This is a genomic window from Kitasatospora sp. NPDC006697 (assembly GCF_042869935.1).
Lineage (GTDB): Bacteria > Actinomycetota > Actinomycetes > Streptomycetales > Streptomycetaceae > Kitasatospora.
On sequence record NZ_JBIAGU010000007.1, the window covers coordinates 76,467 to 93,649 of the forward strand.

The 17,183-nt window shown below is 74.4% G+C and carries 18 protein-coding genes and 1 riboswitch; of the genes, 7 read left to right on the forward strand and 11 right to left on the reverse strand.

Annotated elements, in window-relative coordinates; genetic code table 11:
- Nucleotides 1-42 precede the first annotated feature (42 nt).
- The 5 genes from lpdA to ACFYNO_RS11940 form a co-directional block, all read right to left on the reverse strand.
- Complete coding sequence (lpdA, locus tag ACFYNO_RS11920; RefSeq protein ID WP_388009407.1) at nucleotides 43-1,452, reverse strand: dihydrolipoyl dehydrogenase; 1,410 nt, start codon at nucleotides 1,450-1,452, stop codon at nucleotides 43-45.
- A gap of 171 nt (nucleotides 1,453-1,623) precedes the next feature.
- Nucleotides 1,624-2,400, reverse strand: a complete 777-nt coding sequence (locus tag ACFYNO_RS11925; RefSeq protein WP_388009410.1) for a transglycosylase family protein — start codon at nucleotides 2,398-2,400, stop codon at nucleotides 1,624-1,626.
- Between the two features lie 526 nt (nucleotides 2,401-2,926).
- Nucleotides 2,927-3,610, reverse strand: a complete 684-nt coding sequence (locus tag ACFYNO_RS11930) for a pyridoxal 5'-phosphate synthase (protein ID WP_388009413.1) — start codon at nucleotides 3,608-3,610, stop codon at nucleotides 2,927-2,929.
- 6 nt (nucleotides 3,611-3,616) lie between these two features.
- A complete protein-coding gene (locus ACFYNO_RS11935) occupies nucleotides 3,617-4,540 on the reverse strand; it encodes a pseudouridine synthase (RefSeq protein ID WP_388009416.1) in 924 nt (307 codons plus the stop codon).
- 56 nt (nucleotides 4,541-4,596) lie between these two features.
- Nucleotides 4,597-5,394 (reverse strand): SAM-dependent methyltransferase, encoded by a 798-nt coding sequence (locus tag ACFYNO_RS11940; RefSeq protein ID WP_388009419.1) that lies wholly within the window; start codon nucleotides 5,392-5,394, stop codon nucleotides 4,597-4,599.
- A gap of 198 nt (nucleotides 5,395-5,592) precedes the next feature.
- On the opposite strand from ACFYNO_RS11940, the gene ACFYNO_RS11945 reads away from it, so the two are divergent.
- Nucleotides 5,593-6,978: a serine hydrolase domain-containing protein gene (locus tag ACFYNO_RS11945; protein WP_388009422.1), complete on the forward strand. Its 1,386-nt coding sequence runs from the start codon at nucleotides 5,593-5,595 to the stop codon at nucleotides 6,976-6,978.
- 163 nt (nucleotides 6,979-7,141) lie between these two features.
- Nucleotides 7,142-7,302, forward strand: a riboswitch (cyclic di-AMP (ydaO/yuaA leader).
- Nucleotides 7,303-7,309: 7 nt separating this feature from the next.
- Nucleotides 7,310-8,194 (forward strand): transglycosylase SLT domain-containing protein, encoded by an 885-nt coding sequence (locus ACFYNO_RS11950; protein ID WP_388009425.1) that lies wholly within the window; start codon nucleotides 7,310-7,312, stop codon nucleotides 8,192-8,194.
- A gap of 89 nt (nucleotides 8,195-8,283) precedes the next feature.
- Here the strand turns inward: ACFYNO_RS11950 and ACFYNO_RS11955 are convergent, their stop codons facing one another.
- Nucleotides 8,284-8,706 (reverse strand): MarR family winged helix-turn-helix transcriptional regulator, encoded by a 423-nt coding sequence (locus ACFYNO_RS11955; RefSeq protein ID WP_388009428.1) that lies wholly within the window; start codon nucleotides 8,704-8,706, stop codon nucleotides 8,284-8,286.
- A gap of 129 nt (nucleotides 8,707-8,835) precedes the next feature.
- On the opposite strand from ACFYNO_RS11955, the gene ACFYNO_RS11960 reads away from it, so the two are divergent.
- Nucleotides 8,836-9,741, forward strand: coding sequence for an LLM class flavin-dependent oxidoreductase (locus ACFYNO_RS11960; RefSeq protein ID WP_388009431.1), 906 nt, complete (start codon nucleotides 8,836-8,838; stop codon nucleotides 9,739-9,741).
- Nucleotides 9,742-9,850: 109 nt separating this feature from the next.
- Complete coding sequence (locus ACFYNO_RS11965) at nucleotides 9,851-11,779, forward strand: HEAT repeat domain-containing protein (RefSeq protein ID WP_388009434.1); 1,929 nt, start codon at nucleotides 9,851-9,853, stop codon at nucleotides 11,777-11,779.
- On the opposite strand, the gene ACFYNO_RS11970 is transcribed toward ACFYNO_RS11965, so the two are convergent.
- Entirely contained in the window at nucleotides 11,780-12,292 is a 513-nt protein-coding gene (locus tag ACFYNO_RS11970) for a methylated-DNA--[protein]-cysteine S-methyltransferase (RefSeq protein ID WP_388009437.1), read from the reverse strand.
- 233 nt (nucleotides 12,293-12,525) lie between these two features.
- On the opposite strand from ACFYNO_RS11970, the gene ACFYNO_RS11975 reads away from it, so the two are divergent.
- Together ACFYNO_RS11975 and ACFYNO_RS11980 are read left to right on the forward strand one after the other, a co-directional pair.
- On the forward strand, nucleotides 12,526-13,272 hold the full coding sequence (locus tag ACFYNO_RS11975; RefSeq protein WP_388009440.1) for a hypothetical protein: 747 nt from the start codon (nucleotides 12,526-12,528) through the stop codon (nucleotides 13,270-13,272).
- 77 nt (nucleotides 13,273-13,349) lie between these two features.
- A complete protein-coding gene (locus ACFYNO_RS11980) occupies nucleotides 13,350-13,715 on the forward strand; it encodes a hypothetical protein (RefSeq protein ID WP_388009443.1) in 366 nt (121 codons plus the stop codon).
- Here the strand turns inward: ACFYNO_RS11980 and ACFYNO_RS11985 are convergent.
- The 4 genes from ACFYNO_RS11985 to ACFYNO_RS12000 all read right to left on the reverse strand — a co-directional run bounded on the left by ACFYNO_RS11985 (nucleotide 13,669) and on the right by ACFYNO_RS12000 (nucleotide 15,840).
- Nucleotides 13,669-14,100, reverse strand: coding sequence for a TIGR03618 family F420-dependent PPOX class oxidoreductase (locus ACFYNO_RS11985; RefSeq protein ID WP_388009446.1), 432 nt, complete (start codon nucleotides 14,098-14,100; stop codon nucleotides 13,669-13,671). The genes ACFYNO_RS11980 and ACFYNO_RS11985 overlap by 47 nt on opposite strands.
- A gap of 122 nt (nucleotides 14,101-14,222) precedes the next feature.
- A complete protein-coding gene (locus tag ACFYNO_RS11990; protein WP_388009449.1) occupies nucleotides 14,223-14,756 on the reverse strand; it encodes an SMI1/KNR4 family protein in 534 nt (177 codons plus the stop codon).
- 21 nt (nucleotides 14,757-14,777) lie between these two features.
- Nucleotides 14,778-15,548 carry a helix-turn-helix domain-containing protein gene (locus ACFYNO_RS11995; protein ID WP_388009452.1) on the reverse strand — a complete coding sequence of 257 codons (771 nt, stop codon included), beginning with the start codon at nucleotides 15,546-15,548 and terminating at the stop codon, nucleotides 14,778-14,780.
- Nucleotides 15,549-15,558: 10 nt separating this feature from the next.
- Nucleotides 15,559-15,840 carry a hypothetical protein gene (locus ACFYNO_RS12000; protein ID WP_388009455.1) on the reverse strand — a complete coding sequence of 94 codons (282 nt, stop codon included), beginning with the start codon at nucleotides 15,838-15,840 and terminating at the stop codon, nucleotides 15,559-15,561.
- Between the two features lie 684 nt (nucleotides 15,841-16,524).
- Here ACFYNO_RS12000 and ACFYNO_RS12005 point away from each other — a divergent pair.
- Nucleotides 16,525-17,151 carry an RraA family protein gene (locus ACFYNO_RS12005; protein WP_388009458.1) on the forward strand — a complete coding sequence of 209 codons (627 nt, stop codon included), beginning with the start codon at nucleotides 16,525-16,527 and terminating at the stop codon, nucleotides 17,149-17,151.
- Nucleotides 17,152-17,183: the final 32 nt, after the last annotated feature.

A 17,183-nucleotide genomic window follows, 5' to 3' on the forward strand; every position in this document is an offset into this window, starting at 1 on the left:
TCCGCCCCCGCCTGGGCGGGCCCGACCGGCCTTACTGACCGGTCAGAAGTTGATCATGTGGCCGGAGAGGCCGTGGATGGCCTCCTTGACCGCCTCGCCCAGGGTCGGGTGGGCGTGCACGTTGCGGGCCACCTCGTGCACCGTCAGGTCCCACTGCTGGGCCAGGGTCAGCTCGGGCAGCAGCTCGGTGACCTCGGGGCCGATCAGGTGGGCGCCCAGCAGCTCGCCGTGGGTGTTGTCGCTGATCACCTTGACGAAGCCCACCGGGTGGCCGAGGCCGTGCGCCTTGCCGTTCGCGGTGAACGGGAACTTGCTGACCTTGACGTCGAAGCCCTGCTCCCGGGCCTGCGCCTCGGTGTAGCCGAAGCTGGCCACCTGCGGCTGGCAGTAGGTGGCGCGCGGGACCATGACGAAGTCGATCTCCATGGTCTCGGCACCGGCGATGGTCTCGGCGGCGATCACGGCCATCGCCTCGGCGGCGTGCGCGAGCATCAGCTTGGCGGTGACGTCGCCGATCGCGAAGATGTGCGGCACATTGGTGCGGCCGCGGCCGTCCACCGCGATCGCCCGGCGCTCGGTCAGCGCCACCCCGGTGGCCTCGAGGCCGTAGCCGTCCACCCGCGGGGCGAAGCCGATGGCCTGCAGCACCTTGTCGGCCTCCAGCACCTCCTGCTGGCCGTTGCGGGTGACGGTGACCTTGACCTTGCCGTGCGGGTCGGTGTCGTCGATCGCGTCGACCCGGGTGGAGGTGAGGATCTGGATGCCGAGCTTCTTGTACTGCTTGCCCAGCTCGGTGGAGACCTCGACGTCCTCCAGCGGGACCACCCGGTCGAGGAACTCGACGATGGTGACCTTCACGCCGTAGCTGTTCAGCACGTAGGCGAACTCGACGCCGATCGCGCCGGCGCCCGCGATGATGATCGACTCGGGCAGGCTGTCGCTGAGGATCTGCTCCTCGTAGGTCACCACCCGGTCGGAGAGCGAGGTGCCGGGCAGCAGGCGGGTGGTGGCGCCGGCGGCGATGATGCAGTGGTCGAAGGTGACGGTGGAGACCCCGCCGCCGTTCAGCGCGACCTGGATGGTGTGGTCGTCAACGAAGGTGCCGCGGCCGTCGATCTCGTCGATCTTGTTCTTCTTCATCAGGTAGTGGATGCCGGCCACCCGGCCGTCCGCCACCTTGCGGCTGCGCTTGAACGCCTCGTTGTAGTCGAAGGTCACCTGGCCCTCGACCTTGATCCCGTAGACATTGGCCTCGCGGGTGAAGATGGTGGCCAGCTCGGCGTTGCGGAGCAGGGCCTTCGAGGGGATACAGCCGACGTTCAGGCAGACCCCGCCCCAGTACTTCTCCTCGATGACCGCGGTCTTCAGGCCCAGCTGGGCCGAACGGACAGCGGCGGTGTAACCGCCCGGACCCGCTCCCAGGACAACGACGTCGTAGTGCGTGGTGCTCATGATCCTCGTTCCGGCGTATCGGTGAGACGCTGACGTCGACGACTGTATTCCCACCGCTCGCCAGGCGCGTGCCTGGCCCTGGCCCCGGGGAGCCCGGACAGCCCTGTGCCCCGGCCCGCGTGCTGCGGGCCGGGGCACAGGGGTGCTACCGGGTACGGCTCAGAGGGTCCGTCAGATGCTCAGGACCTGGCCCGGGAAGATGACGTCCGGGTTGGCGCCGATCACCGAGGCGTTCTTGGCGTACAGCGACTGGACGCTGGTGCCGTTGGCGGCGGCGATCTCGCCCAGGGTGTCACCGCTCTTCACGGTGTAGCCGCCGGTCGAGCCCTGCTGCTTGGCCTGGTGGTGGCCGCTGCCGTTGCGGTGGTTCTGCTTGGCCGGTGCGTCCTGGGTCTGCGGGGCGGCGGCCTGGGCCTGCGGCGCGGCCTGCTGGGCCGGCGCGGACTGCTGCGCCGGGGCGCTGGTGTTGGTGCTGGTGCTCTTGGAGCTGGTGGTGCTGGTGGTGCCGGTGCTGGAGGACGAGGTGTCCACCTGCGCCGGGGCGCCGCCCGCGGTCAGACCCGCCTGCACGGAGCAGACCGGCCAGGCGCCCGGGCCCTGGTCCGCCAGGACCTTCTCGGCGACGGCGATCTGCTGCGCCTGGGTGGCCTGGTCGGCGGAGGCCGCGTACGCGGTGCCGCCGTAGGCGGCCCAGGTGGACGGGGTGAACTGCAGACCGCCGGAGAAACCGTTGCCGGTGTTGATGCTCCAGTTGCCGGTGCTCTCGCACTGGGCGACCGAGTTCCAGGTCGCGGTGGAGGCGGCGGAGGCCGTGGTGGCCGCGACGAGGCCCGCCACCGGAAGGGCGGCGACGGCGCCACCCATGACCGCCATCCGGACCCAGTTGCGCTTCTTCGGCGCCTCGGCGGTGGCAGCGGCGGTGGCGGTGTTCTCGTTACGGAAAGTCAATGGTGTCCCTCTCGACAGAGCCCCGGGGCCGCACGGAACCAGGGCAGGTGAGTGTCCTGGTGTGCTGGGCCGCGTCCGGTGGACGGAGCGTGACGCGGGAGCGTCCCGTTCTGTCCCCGTGCACCCGCTCCGCACCGCGCTGGGGCGGTGGGATTCTCGGGTGATCCCGGGTGGCGCTCGCTGCGCCGAGATTCAAGTTAGGCAACCGGATGTCCGGAATCAACCATTTCGGGATCACCCCAGGTCAGCTACTGTTACCCGCGGAAACCTGGCGGCCAAATCGGACTAAAACCACCGAAAACTCGGCAAATCCTTCGGGCCGCCTGGGCTTCGATGTGACGCAGCCCACCGGCCGCGGGCCCCGTTCGGTCGACGCAGCGTCACCGCGGCGGGGCCCGGTGTCATATTTCGACCCGTCAGTGGCCCGGGCCACACGCCGCGGGCCGCCGGGCCGCGGCGGCTCGGCATCGGCCCGGCCCGGCCCGGCTCGGCGACGGCTCACGGCTCACGGCTCACGGCTCACGGCTCACGGCCAGAGCAGCTCCCGGTGCCACCCCTCGCCGTCCCGCCGGTAGAGCAGCCGCACGTGCTTGCGGTCGAAGGAGCCCTGCCAGAACTCCACGGTCCCGGCCCGCACCCCGTACTGCCGGTACCCGGGCGGCTCCGCCCCGGGCTGCTCGGCCAGCAGCCGGTCGGCGGCTGCCCAGGCCGCCCGGAACTCGGCCTCGCCGGCCAGCGGCTCGCTCTGCCGCCCGACCAGCGCGGCCACCCTGCTGCGCGGGCTCAGCTCCCGCACGGCGGCCGCCGTCCGCTCGGCCGGCGCCGTCTCCACCGCGCCGCGCACCCGCACCTGCCGCCCCAGCGCCGGCCAGTACCAGGTGAGCGAGGCCCGCGGGTCGGCGGCCAGCTGCCGGCCCTTGGGGCTCTGCGCGTCGCCGTGGAACCACCAGACCTGCTGCTCGGGCTCCAGCTCGCGCAGCCCGACCACCCGCCCGTCCGGCGCCCCGTCCAGCCCGGTGGTCCCCAGCACCGCGACCTGCGGGTCCGGCACCCCGGCCCGCAGCGCGCCGATCAGCCAGTCGGCGAACAGCTGCGCCGGCGCCTCCGGCACCTCCTGCGGGTCGAAGCCGGGCAGCTCGCGGGCCATCGCCGGGTGGGCGAAGAGCAGCTCGCGCAGTTCGGCGAACCGGGGGTCCGGGGCTTCGGTCATCTCTTCTCACGCCTCCCAGGCGCCGAGGGTGCGGCGCGAGCGCAGCCGCAGCTCGGCGCCGGTGATCGGGTCGGTGAACTCCAGGGTGCTCGCCAGCAGCTGCAGCGGCCGGGAGAAGTCGTCCGGCGCGGCGGCCGGCAGCACCTCGGGATAGACGGGGTCGTTGGCGATCGGGATGCCGAGCGAGCACATGTGCAGCCGCAGCTGGTGGGTCCGGCCGGTCAGCGGCTCCAGCCGGTAGCGGGCCAGCCCGCCGCGCCGCTCCAGCAGCTCGACCCGGCTGACCGCGTTCACCTCCCCCGGCTCCTCGCGGGCCGCCAGCACGCCGCGCTCCTTGACCATCCGGCTGCGCACCGTGACCGGAAGCTCCAGGCCGGCCCGGTAGGGGGCGACGGCCTGGTACTCCTTGCGGACCAGCCGGTCCCGGAAGAGCGTCTGGTAGGCGCCACGGGCCCGCGGGTCGGCCACGAACATCACCAGCCCGGCGGTCAGCCGGTCCAGCCGGTGCGCGGGCACCAGCTGGGGCAGCCCCAGCTCGTCGCGCAGCCGGGAGAGCGCCGTCTGCACCACGTGGCTGCCGCGCGGGGTGGTGGCCAGGAAGTGCGGCTTGTCCAGCACCACCAGCCGCTCGTCGCGGTGCACCAGCTCCAGCGGGAACGGCACCGGCACCTCGGGCGGCAGGTCGCGGTGGAACCAGACCTCGGTGCCGGGGGAATAAGGGGTGCGGTCGTCGATCGGGCCGTCGGCGGCGTGGATCTCGCCGCCGCGGACCATCTCGGCCAGCCGCTCGGCCAGCTGGTCCGGCAGCCGGTGCGCGAGGTAGGCGGCGACGGTGGGCCAGTCGCCCTCCAGCGGCAGCCGGACCCGGACCGGGTCGACCCCGCGCCGCTGCGGCAGGGGGGCGGTGGCGGGCGTGCTGCGGCGTCTCATGGCGCCGACCTTAGCCACGCGCACGCCCCCGGCGCACACCAGGAGGAGCGGAGGATTCAGGCCTTGCGGCCGACGCCCGCGTACATCCAGCGGGTGCTGCCCTCGGTCGGCCCCTCCGGCCGCCAGAGCGGCACGAACTCCACGCCCGGCTCCAGCAGCTCCCAGCCGTCGAAGAACTCCGCCACCTCGGCCCGGGTGCGCAGCCGGATGCCGGTCTCGGTCTTGTCCCAGGTCTTGGCGGCCTCGGCGGCCCGCTCCGGGTTGCCCTCGTGGGTGCTGTTGGAGAGCAGCAGCAGGCTGCCGGGCGCGACCCGGTCCAGCACCTGCCGCACGGCCTTGTGCGCCTGCTCGTCGGCGACGAAGTGCAGCACCGCGACCAGCAGCACGGCCACCGGCTGCTCGAAGTCGATCAGGTCCAGCAGCTCCGGCCGCTCGAAGAGCCGGTCCAGCTCCCGCACGTCGCCGCGCAGCACCGTGGTGGTGCGGTTCTCGGCCAGCAGGGCGCGGCCGTGGGTGAGCACGATCGGGTCGTTGTCCGCGTAGACCACCCGGGCCTGCGGGTCGATCTCCTGGGCGACCTGGTGCACGTTGCCCGCCGAGGGCAGCCCGGCGCCGACGTCGACGAACTGCCGGATGCCGGAACGGGCGGCCAGCCGCACGGCGCGCTGCAGGAAGGCGCGGTTCTCCCGGGCGGCGGCGGGGATGTCGGCGGAGACGCTGATCGCGTGCTCGGCGGCGGCCCGGTCCGGCGGGAAGTTGTCCTTGCCGCCCAGCCAGTAGTCGTAGATCCGCGCGGGGTGCGGGCGGTCCGTCTGAAGCTTCGTCAGGTCGAACTCGTCACCGGTCTGCTGCACTGCTCCCCCTGGGTTCCCCGTGTGTGCCCCGTCTGCGCGCGCGGCCGTGCCCGGTCGGCCGGGCCGGTCGCGCCGCCCGCTCCCCGCGGGCCGGGTCAGCATAGCGAGCGCGGTATTGCCGGGCCATCGGGGCCCGGGCCCGGTAAGGTCGAACGTCGGCCACCCCCACATCCCTGAATGCGAGGTCAGATGCCGGACGTGTCGGATGAGTTGCCGTCCCTGGAACTGCTGCCCGAGACCCGCCGGGCGCTGCTGCACCGGGTGGCGGTGGGTCAGGCCGAGGGCCGGACGCCGTCCATGCTGGCCGCCGTGCTGCGCGGCGGCCAGCCGGTCTGGACCGGGGCGCGCAGCATGATCGACGGCCACGCGCCCGGTACCGACGTGCAGTTCCGGATCGGCTCGGTCACCAAGCCGCTCACCGCCGTGCTGGTGCTGCGGCTGCGCGACGAGGGGCTGCTCGACCTGGCCGACCCGCTGGAGCAGCACCTGCCCGGCACCGCGGCCGGCGGGGCGACGGTGCGCGAGCTGCTCAGCCACACCGCCGGGCTGGCCACCGAGCCGCCCGGCCCCTGGTGGGAGCGGACCGACGGCTCGCTCCGGCCCGGTCTGGCCGACCTGCTGGAGGAGCAGCCGTTCCGGCACCCGGCGGGCGAGCGGTTCCACTACTCCAACGCGGGCTTCGCGCTGCTCGGCGCGCTGGTGGAGCGGCTGCGCGGGCAGCCCTGGGCGGAGGCGCTGCGCCAGGAGGTGCTGGAGCCGCTGGGCATGACCCGCACCACCCCGCTGCCGCAGGCCCCGCACGCGGGCGGCTTCGCGGTGCACCCGTGGGCGGACGTGATGACGGCCGAGCCGCTGACCGACACCGGGCGGATGGCGCCGGCCGGCCAGCTCTGGTCCACCGCCGCCGACCTGGGCCGGCTCGCCGCCTTCCTCTCCTGCGGGACCACCTTCGGCAACGACAAGGTGCTCTCGGCGCAGACCCTGGCCGAGATGCGCCGTCCGGCCGCGGCCCCGGACGGCGACTGGACCGAGGGCTACGGACTGGGCCTGCAACTGCGCCGCGAGCACGGCCGGCTGCTCTTCGGGCACACCGGTTCGGTGCCGGGCTTCCGGGCCGCGCTCTGGGCCTGCGAGGAGGAGGACGTGGCGGCGGTGGTGCTGGCCAACGCCACGTCAGGTGCCGCGCCCGGCCGGGTCGCTGCCGATCTGCTGCGGATCGTGGCGGACCGCGAGCCGCGCTTCCCCGAGCCCTGGCGCCCGGCGATCGAGGTGGACCCGGAGCTGCTGGCGCTGACCGGCCACTGGTTCTGGGGCCCGGCACCGCTCACCCTGGTGCTGATGACCAAGCGCGGCCTGACGCTGCGCGAGGCGGACGGCGACTGCACGCACTTCCGGGCCGACCCGGACGGCAGCTGGACGGCGCAGGACGGCTACCACGCGGGCGAGCAGCTGCGGGTGGTGCACCGGGCGGACGGCTCGGTCTCGCACCTGGACCTCGGCGGCACGGTGCTCACCCGGCAGCCGTACGGCCCGGCGGACGCCGTCCCGGGCGGGGTCTCGCCGACGCTCTGGCAGGAGGGCTGAGGCCGGCGGCAAGACCCTGGCGCCTTCCCCTCGAGGCCCCGGTCCGAACATGAGACACCTCACATCCGCTTGTGATAGGACCGTCGGCCTGTTTACGGTGCATCTCGTTCGTCTCCACACGAACCTCGCTCTCCGGAACGCCGAGCCCTGCCACCGGACCGAGCGAGCACGTGCACCAGCACCGCGGCAGGGGCGGGGGAACCACAGGTAAGTCGCCCCACCCGGACTCGTCCGGGCGGGGCTTGGGGTGAAGCCGTGCTCAGCGCGGCCGGGCAACTCCAGCCCGAATCCGACAGCTCACCTCGTAGGCGTGGGAGAGGAATCGCACGTCATGATGTCCGTCAACGGTCGTCCCAGCCTGCCCAGCCGCGCCGCCGTCAAGCGCACCGTCGCCATCGCCGTGATCGCCGGTGTCGGCGCCGGCCTTCCGCTGATCGCCGCCGGTGGCGCCAGCGCCGCCCCGGAGCACCACGCCCCGGAGCACCACGCCGCGCAGCAGCACCACCGCTACACCGCCCCGGCCCAGCAGCAGGCCGCCCCGGCCGCCGCGAAGCCGGCCGCCCAGGTGCAGTCGGCCCCGCAGGCCGCCGCCCCGGCGCAGACCCAGGCCGCCGCTCCGGCGGGCTACACCGTCCGCGGTGGCGACACCCTGTTCAAGATCGCCAACGCGCACAACGTGCAGGGCGGCTGGCAGGGCCTGTACCAGCTGAACAAGTCCGTGCTGACCCACGGTCCCGACACGATCTTCCCGGGCCAGCACCTGTCGCTCGGCGGCCAGCAGCAGGCCGCGGCCGCTCCGGCCCAGGCGCAGACCCAGGCTCCGGCCCGGACCCAGGCCCCGGCGCAGCAGCAGAGCGCCCCGGCCAAGTCCGCGCCGGCCGCCGCGACCACCACCCAGACCGCCGTCACCGCCCCGGCCGACACCTCCGCGGGCTCGCTGCAGGCGCTGGCCGCCTCCATCGTCCCGGCCGGCCAGCTGGCCGCGTTCGACCAGATCATCACCCACGAGTCCGGCTGGAACATCACCGCGACCAACCCCAGCTCGGGTGCCTACGGCCTGCCGCAGGCCCTGCCCGGCAACAAGATGGCCTCCGCGGGCGCCGACTGGCAGACCAACCCGGCCACCCAGATCAAGTGGGCGCTGCAGTACATGAACGAGACCTACGGCAGCCCGAACGCCGCTTGGGCCTTCTGGCAGACCCACTCGGCGTACTGATCCCGAGCTCCACTGCCCCTCGTGGCCGGCCGCTCCGACGATTCCGTCGGGCGGCCGGCCACGGCGCGTTGTGCCGGCGCCGCGGCGGCTCAGTCGGCTTCGCCGTAGCGCACCAGGTGGCGGGCCAGGTCGGCCAGGTCCTCGTCGCTCCAGCCGGTGAACCGCTCGGTGAAGGAGCGCCGCCGCATCTCGTAGGCCTCCCGGAGCAGCAGCAGCCCGGCCTCGCTGGGCCGCAGGATCTGCCCGCGGTGGTCCTCCGGGTCGGTCTCCCGGTCGACCAGCCCCAGCTTCTCCAGCGCGCCGACCTGCCGGCTGACCGTCGACTTGTCGAGCAGGAAGTGCGCGGCCAGGTCGGCCGCCCGGCAGCCGCCGCGCTCGTACATCAGGTCGAGCATGCTGTAGGTCACCAGGGAGAGCTCGGGGTGCAGTTGCGAGGCCTTGTGCCGGGCCCGGCGGGCGAAGGCGGTCAGCTCGCGCTGGATGGTGTCGATCGAGGCGTCCCGGGCGGCCAACGACGTGCTCCTTGCTGCTGTGGCTGCGATGGTAGTTGCAGAATACAACGTGGGATGGGCTGACGCCGCGTCAGCCGCGGTCTAGGGTGGGTCGCGAACCCCCGGATTCCTGGAAGGCGGCACCGCACGATGCAACTGGGCGTATCCCTGGAGCCGCCGCGCTGGCCGGCCGGCGCGGGCGGGACGGTGCTGCAGACGGCAGTGCGGGCGGAGCAGCTGCGCTTCGACTACCTGCTGATGTCCGACCACGTGCTGGCGAGCGAGGGCGGCGCCACCCTGGACCCGCTGGTGGTGCTCTCGGCGGTGGCCGGCGCGACGGGGCGGATCCGGCTGGCCACCAGCATCCTGGCGCTCCCCTACCGCCACCCGCTGATCGTGGCCCAGCAGGCCGCCAGCCTGGACGTGATCTCCGGCGGACGCTTCGCGCTCGGCGTCGGCACCGGCTGGAACCCCGAGGAGTTCGCCGCCCTGGGCCTCGAACCCCGCCACCGCGGCGCCCGCACCGACGAGGCGCTGACCGTGCTGCGGGCGCTCTGGTCCGGCGAGCCGGTGCACCACCGCGGCCGGTTCACCACCCTGGACGGTGTGCGCCCCGCCACCACCCCGCGTGCCAAGGGCGGGCCGGAGGTCTGGATCGGCGGCCAGAGCGACGCCGCCCTGCGCCGGGCGCTGCGGTTCGGCGACGGCTGGCACGGCGGGGTCTCCACGGCGGCGCAGGTGCACGAGGCGCGTGGACGGCTCGCCGCGCTCGGTGAGGAGGTCGGCCGCGATGCCGGGGAGCTGAAGCTGTCCAGCGTCTGCTTCCTGGTGCCGCCGGGCTTCGAGCCCGAGGTGCCGCTGCCGGGCGCACCGCTGGGCGGGCCGGGCGCGAGCCGGGCGCAGCTGCTGGACGCGCTCGGGGAGTTGGGGGCGGCAGGGCTGTCGATGGTCTCCCTCTGGATGCCGTTCGGGGCGCTGCGGTTGGTCGAGGCGATGGAGTGGGTGGCGGCGGAACTGCTGGAGCCGCTGCGGCCGGTGAAGGTGATCGAGGGGTAGGCGCCCTCGGTGGCGTCCCACCGCCCCACGTCTCCGCCCGAATTCATGCGACAGATCAGCCTCCGTCCGGCAGCATGAGCCGTTCGGCCCACGGACGGGGGATGTGGTCTTGGCGATGGACCTGGCGGCGCTCGCCGCCGTGCCCTGGGAGCGGCTGGCGACGGCGAACCCGGCCTTCCCGCCCACGGAGGTCCCCGTCGTCCTGCGCCGGCTGGCCGCCGCAGGCCCGTCGGCCGTCGAGGAGGACTGCCACGAGCTCTGGCACCCGCTCGTCCCCGCCGAGGGCCGGCCCGTCCCCGAGGCCGCCGTGGCCGCCCGGCCCTTCCTCCGCGGGCTCCTCGCCGACCCCGGGTTCGGCGCCCGCACCGCGCTGGTCGAGCTGCTGACGCGGATCGCCACCCCCGACGACCGCGACTGGGTCCCGGCCCTGCTCGCCGACCCGGCCCCCGCCGTGCGGCGGGAGGCGATCCCGCTCGCCGACGGCGCCCAGCTGCTGCACCGCTGGCAGGCCGAGTCGGACCCCACCGTCCGCATCCCCCTGCTGCTCGCCTTCGGCGAGGTCGCGGCCTCCGCCGACCCGGCGGCCGCCGAACTCCGGGCCCTCCTCGCCCGCCTGCTGACCGGCGACGACCCGGTGTTCCGCCTCGCCGCCCTGGACGCCTCCTCGGACGTCGACCCCGAGCTGCCGGTCCGTCAGCTCGACCTCCTGGTCGAGCTGTTCGCCGACCGGACCGCCCGTCCCCGGTTCGAGCAGGAGTGGTTCCTCCCGGGCTTCGAGACCTCCTTCGGCCACGACGTCCTGGTGCACCGCACGGCGGCCCTCCTCCGCCCGTACCCGGACGCAGAACTCGCCTTCCCCCTCCGCCTCCTCGAGACGGGCCGGCGGACCGGTGACGCCCCGCTGCGCCGGGTCGCGATGGAGCTCGCCTGGGAGCTGCTGGTCCAGCGGCGCTCCCCCGCCGCCCCGCTGCTGCCGCTGGCCGGCGAGCTGCTGGACGACCCCGACGGCGCCGTCCGCTTGCGCGCCGTCAACATCCTCGCCGCCCTCGGCCCGGCGGCCGCCCGGTACGCCGACCGCCTCGCCGACCTGCTCGAGGACGAGGCCGAGGACGACTACTACGACGCCAGGGTCTGCGACTTCGCCCGCTGGGCGCTCACCCGGATCGGCGACCCGCGCGGCCTGCCCGGCCTGGTCGAGCGGGCGTACGCGCCCTACCGCTCCCCGGAGGGCTGGGGTTACGTGGCCTCCGACCCGCGCGTGCCGGAGCTCACCGACCTGCTCGCCCCGCTGCGCGCCCACGCGGCCGCCCTGCTCCCCGAGCTGCGCGAGCTGCTGCGCGACGGCGCGGCGAACCGCGAGGTGCTGGCCGTGCTCGCCGCCTGGGGTGAGGACGCCCTGCCTGCACTGCCCGAGGTGCTGCCGCTGCTCGCCCACAGCTGGACGGCGAGTCACGCCGTCCAGGTCCTGTCCGCGATCGGCCCGGCCGCCGCCGACGCGGAGGCGGCCCTGCGCGCGGCCAAGGTGCTCGACCACCCCGGCAACCACGCCTTCGTCGCCTCCACCGCCCTCCGGATCCGGGGGGACCGCGCGGCAGCGCTGCGCTACTACACGGACGCGGTGCTGACCGCGACCGACCCCGACCACGGTCCATACCCGGCCCTCGCCGAGTTCGGCCGCGACGCCGCCGCCTGCGCCGACCGGGTCCGCCATGCGCTGGCGTACACCACCGGCTGGTCCCGCGTCGAGGCCGCCCGCGTGCTGCTCGCGATCGACCCGGACGGCCCGGTCGACGAGGCCGTCGGAGCCCTGGAGGAGGAACTGCTGTCCGCCGCCGCCGAGGAGGTCGACCTGCCCCGCTCCTTCCGCCCCGCGCTGGAGGCCCTGGTCGGCCTGGGCGCGGTCCGCCCGGCCGTGCGGACCGCGCTCCGCACGCTGCGCCGCTCGGACCGCCGCTTCGCGGCGGGCTGGGGCTACCAGCGGGTCCTTGCCGACCAGGAGCTGTGCGAGCTGATCGACCGGGCGCTCGGCACCGTCTAGTCAGCCGCGGAGCAGCGCGCCTTCCCGGCCGAGCAGGTACTCCTTGCGCTCCAGCCCGCCCGCGTACCCGGTCAGCGCGCCGTCGGCGCCGACGATCCGGTGGCACGGGCGGACGATCAGCGCCGGGTTCGCCCCGATCGCCGCGCCGACCGCCCGGACGGCCGCGCGCGGCGCGCCGATCTGCTCGGCCAGCCGCCCGTAGCTGGTCGTCTCGCCGTACGGGATGGCGTCGATCGCCGCCCAGACGCGCTGCTGGAACTCGGTGCCGGCGGTCTGCAGCCCGACCTCGAAGCCCTCGCGCTCCCCGGCGAAGTATCCGGTCAGCTGCTCGGCGAGGTCGGCGAAGGCGTCCGCGTCCGCGCTCCAGTCGGGCCCGACGGTGACGGCGCGCTTCTGGCCGGTCATCGAGAGCGAGTGCAGCAGCAGGCCGCCGGCGGCGGTCGCGGAGCGCTCGCCGACCAGCAGCAGCGGGCCGAGCGGGCTGTCGACGGTGGTGTGAACGGTGCTGGTCACGGTGGTGCGCCTCTCTGCGGCCGGTCTCTTCGTCCCCTCTACTCTGCCTGGTCGGCTCGGGCGGGACTGGCGGATTTCGGACCTGGCGATACGGCGCGGCCTGGCTCACATTCATCCGCATCCTTCGCGGTCCGTCCGTTTCGCGCGGTACGTTCGAATTCGGGTTCAAATTCGAACCAGAACCGGACCCGGAACCCCACCCCTGCCGAAGCCCGCCGACGAACAGGATCGACATGGCCAAGCACCCCGACAACCGCAAGCAGCCCACCGAGCGGATCGCCGACCGCCGCGCCCGGGCGGCCGCCGCCCGCCAGGCCGAGCTGCGCGCCGAGCGGCGCCGCCGCCTGCTGGTCCGCGGCGCCATCGGCGCGCTCGGCCTGGCGCTGGTCGGGGGCGTCTCCGCCGTCGCCGTCACCCAGCACAGCGGCTCCGGCGCGAGCTCGGGCACGGCCGCCGCGATGCCCGCCCACCCGCGCACCACCGCCGACGGCCGGACCACCGCCGGCCCCTGGGACGCGCCGTCCGACCCAGCCGCCGCCGTCGCCGCGGCCGGGCTGCCGATGCTGGACTCCGAGGGCACCGTCGAGCACATCCACGCCCACCTGGACGTCTACGTCGACGGCAAGCAGGTCGCCGTACCGCCGCTGATCGGCATCGACGAGGGCGCGCAGCGGATCAGCCCGCTGCACACCCACGACACCAGCGGCGTTATCCACATCGAGTCACCGCTCAAGACCGACTTCACGCTCGGCCAGTTCATGACCGAGTGGCAGGTCTCGCTCGCCGCCGACCACCTGGGCGGCAACACCGCCGACGGCACCCACACGCTGACCGCGTACGTCAACGGCAAGCCGGCGAGCGGCGACCCCGCCGCGATCCCGCTGAGCGCCCACGACGAGATCGCCCTGGTCTACGGCACCGCCGCGGAGAACGGCCAGGTCTCCGTGCCGTCCTCGTACGCCTTCGCCGAGGGGCTGTAACGGTTCGCTGACGGTCCGCCGTTCGGCTGACATCGCGTCAACACCTTCCTGTCACACCCGTCCCCTACGGTTTCACCGTGCTCACCACGACCGCGACCCTGCTGCCGCTGGCCCTGCCCGACGACCTGATCGCCCTCCAGCACCGCGTGCTGGCGGCCGACCGGGCGGTCGGCGACTTCGCGCTGGCCGTGCGGGACCACCGCCGGGCGGCCTACCCGGCCCCGCACCAGGCGGTCCAGCGGTGCACCTGGGCGGCGGCGGAGCAGGACGAGTTCGACCGGCGCTGGGCCGCCTACGAGCAGGCCGGCGCGGCACTGCGGGCCCACCCGGTGCTGGTCCGCGCCCGGGTGCTGGGCATCGAGCCGCAGGTGCTGCGGGAGCTGCGCCGGGCGGCGCTCAGCTCGCCGGCCGCGGCGGCGTCCCCCGGCCCAGCGTGCGGGTGACGGCGATCTCGATCACCACGCGCTCCGGGTTCGCCCGCGGCGCCCGGTACCGCTCGGTGTACCGCCGCTCGGCGTCCGCCACCTGCTCCGGCTCCTCCCGCAGCACGGCGACCCCCTCCAGCGTCGCCCACCGCCCGCCGTCCACCTGACAGAGCGCCACCCGCGCCCCCGCCGCACCCGCCGCCGCCACATTGCGCGCCTTGCGGCTCTCCCGGCTGGTGATCACCCGCGCGATCCCGGTCCCGGGATCGAAGGTCACCCCGACCGGCACCACGTGCGGCGTGCCGTTCGGCCGCATCGTGGTGAGCGTGCAGATGTGCCGCTCGGTCCAGAAGGCGATGAATTCGGGGGTGAGACCGGGGAGGGTGGTAGCGGGGGCGTCCATGGGGTCACCCTACGGCGCGCGCCAGGGGCCGGGCCGCCGGACTGTCGGCGTGCTCAGCGCACAGGTCTCGGCGACGGGTCGATCTCCGCCGGCGTTCCCCCGCGTCCGCCCCGTCCCGGTGGTCACTCCCCCACCCCCACCCCCGCCCCCAGCCGCTCGGAGGCCGCCGGCCACCGGCCGGGCTCGCCGACGCCCGCCCACCACCCGGTGCCGTCCAACCAGGACACCAGCCACCGCGTGAGCGACGAGGAATCCAGGAACCACGCGTCCGCCCAGTCCGCCGGCCCGCCGTTCGGCTCGAAGAGCAGCACCGGTGCGGCGGGGTCTAGGCAGTCCACGCCGGCGTACCTGCCGCAGCCCCGGTCGAGGATGGGCAGCACCCCGCGGGGCCAGAACTCCCGGCCCGCGGTGCGCAGGTGGCCGTACTCCGAGAGCACCGTGCGGCCGTCGCCGGCCAGTGGCAGCAGCAGGTGGCCGGGGCCGAAGCCGCCGTTGGCGACCCGGCTGTAGAGCAGGCGCAGCACCGGGGGCAGCGCGAAGCCGAGCACGTGCTCCGCCGCCGTGAGCGCCTGTTCGCTGATCCGCGCGGGCAGTTGCCCGCGCTCCCGCTGGGCCCGGTCGTCGACCCGCCGCACGAGGTCCGAGATGCCGTTCACGCTCCTGCTCCCTTCCGCCGATCAGCGCGGTTGCGGTCTGAAGACGGTCGTCACCGGATCGATCCGCAGGTTCCATCCGGACGAGGAACCGGACGAGGAGCCTGACGAAGAGCCGCCCGAGCCGCCGCCCGCCGTGGCCGGCAGGCTCAGCCGCAGGCTGCCGTCCGGCTGGAGCTCGACCTTCAGCCGGTCCTGGAAGCGCAGCAGCAGGTCCGCCGCCTCCGGCCGGGTGAGCCGCGTGGCGCGGACCCGGTCCCAGGCCCTGAGCCAGCGCTCGACCTCGTCGTTTCCGCGCCCCCGGAAGCAGGCGCGGACGAACTGCTCCAGCAGCGCGCGGCTGGGCATCGCCTGCCCCCGCAGCACCGCGTTGAGGCTGCTGCGCGGCAGCTGCCCGTAGCCGCCGGCCCGCCGTTCGAGTGCGCGCAGCGAGGGGCGGCCGACCCGCAGGTGCAGGGCGAGCATCGCGGCGCACAGTTCGTCGGGCTGCTGGATCAGCTCCAGCCGGACCGCGCGCGGCGCCGTCCGCCCGGCGCGCCGGGCCGCCTGCCAGAGGCCGTGCAGCGCCCGCTGCTCGGTCTCGCTGGCACCGCACCGCTCGCCGTAGACCGCCAGCACCTCCTCCGAGGGCACCGTCGAACCGCTGGCGGCGCGCGAGAAGGTCGAGGCGTTGTACCGAGTGGTCTCGGCCAGCTGACGGTAGGACAGGCCCGCGCGCTCGCGCAGCGACCGGAGCCGCTGCGCGAGCGCGTTGACCTGCATCACTCCGCCGAGCGGCCGTTCCGGCCGTCCCATCGGATCCGGGTCACCTCTGCACTGCGGCGGCGATGCCCGCGGTGCGGGCGGTGACCACGAGCTTCGCGGCCACGTAGGCCAGACCGCCGAGCAGTTCGATGACCATCGCGGTGGACTCGCCGAGGATGGTCATCACGATGCCGGTGAGGATCACCACGACGATCAGGATGCCCTCGATGCCGGACGGCGCGGGGCGGGAGGGCAGCGGGGGCACGGTCTCCACGCGGGAGACGGCTGAGCCGGCCGCGCCGGTGGCGGCGCTCCGGCCGTCTGAGGGATGGGGGTGGTGCATGATCGGGGGACTCCCAACGTAGGTGTGCTCGGACCCGGGTCCTGGACCGGGTCACCGACGGACTCCGAACCGGGCGTCACGAGTGAACTGCGGCTTGCCGACCGCGTTCTGACGCCGTTTCACGATTAAATCACCGTGCACCCGAGGGCCCTACCGGTGACAGAGCGTGAGACCGGATTGATGCACAGGCGTCCTGCCGCGGAAATCCCCGATCCCGCGGTCATCAGCGGGCCGTTTCCCGCGAACTACTCAGCGTGACCACCCCCCGCGAGGTGACACTCCGTCACTCCCCGTCCACGACACCGCCGCTGACCTGGTCTTTCCCGTCCCGGGCCCGCTCCGGCGGCCGCGAGGGCGGGCAAAGCTACCACCACGGCGCCCCGATGGCGAGCCCCGGGCGTTTTGATGCGCAGCCGTCCGCCTTGCGATTGCCCTGGGCCCCGCCCGCGTGTGAGGGTGGTCCACGAATCGGGAACTTCCGTCATGGAAGGACCCCAGCCCCTAGGTGTGACGGACTCCACCACGACCCAGGGCTTCGAAGGAAAGGCGTTGCCGCGCCCGCACCTTCGACATCGGGCGTCGGGTCTTCGGACCCGGCGCCCGCCGTCGTTCCGGCCCGGCGCCCCGCGTCGCCCGGTGTGCCGGATACCGCCCGGGGACCTGACGGGGCGTTAGGTTGGCCGGATGGAGACGATCAAGGGTTTCGCGGAGCTGTCCCCGACCACGCTGGCGGATGTGGTGGGCGCGGCGCAGGTGATGGACCTCGGCATCCGGCCGGTGTACGCGCCGATGATGCGGCTGGCGGGGCCGGCCTTCACGGTGAGCTGCCCGGCGGGCGACAACCTGATGCTGCACGCGGCGATCCACCGGGCCGAGCCGGGCTCGGTGGTGGTGGTCTCCTCCGGCGGGGACCTGCGGTACGCCCTCGCCGGGGGCAACGTCTGCGCCGTGGCGCAGCGGCGCGGGATCGCCGGGTTCGTGCTGGACGGGGTGCTCCGCGACCTGGCGGAGATCCGGGCGATGGGGTTCCCGGTGCTGGCCCGCGGCGTGGTGCCGGTGCCCGGCGGCAAGGCGGCGGCGCGGCCGCTGGGCGAGCCGGTGGTCTGCGGGGGCGTGACGGTGCGGCAGGGCGACCTGGTGGTCGGCGACGAGGAGGGCGTGGTGGTGACGCCGCGCGAGCGCGCGGCCGAGGTGCTGGCGGCGGCGAAGGCCCGGCTGGCCGAGGAGGCCGCGCAGACCCTGGACGCGTGGCAGGCCGAGCACCGGGCCCGGATCGACGTGCTGCTGGCCGAGGCGGGCTTCACCGGCTGACTGATCGTCCGTCAGCCCGCCGTGTTCTACTG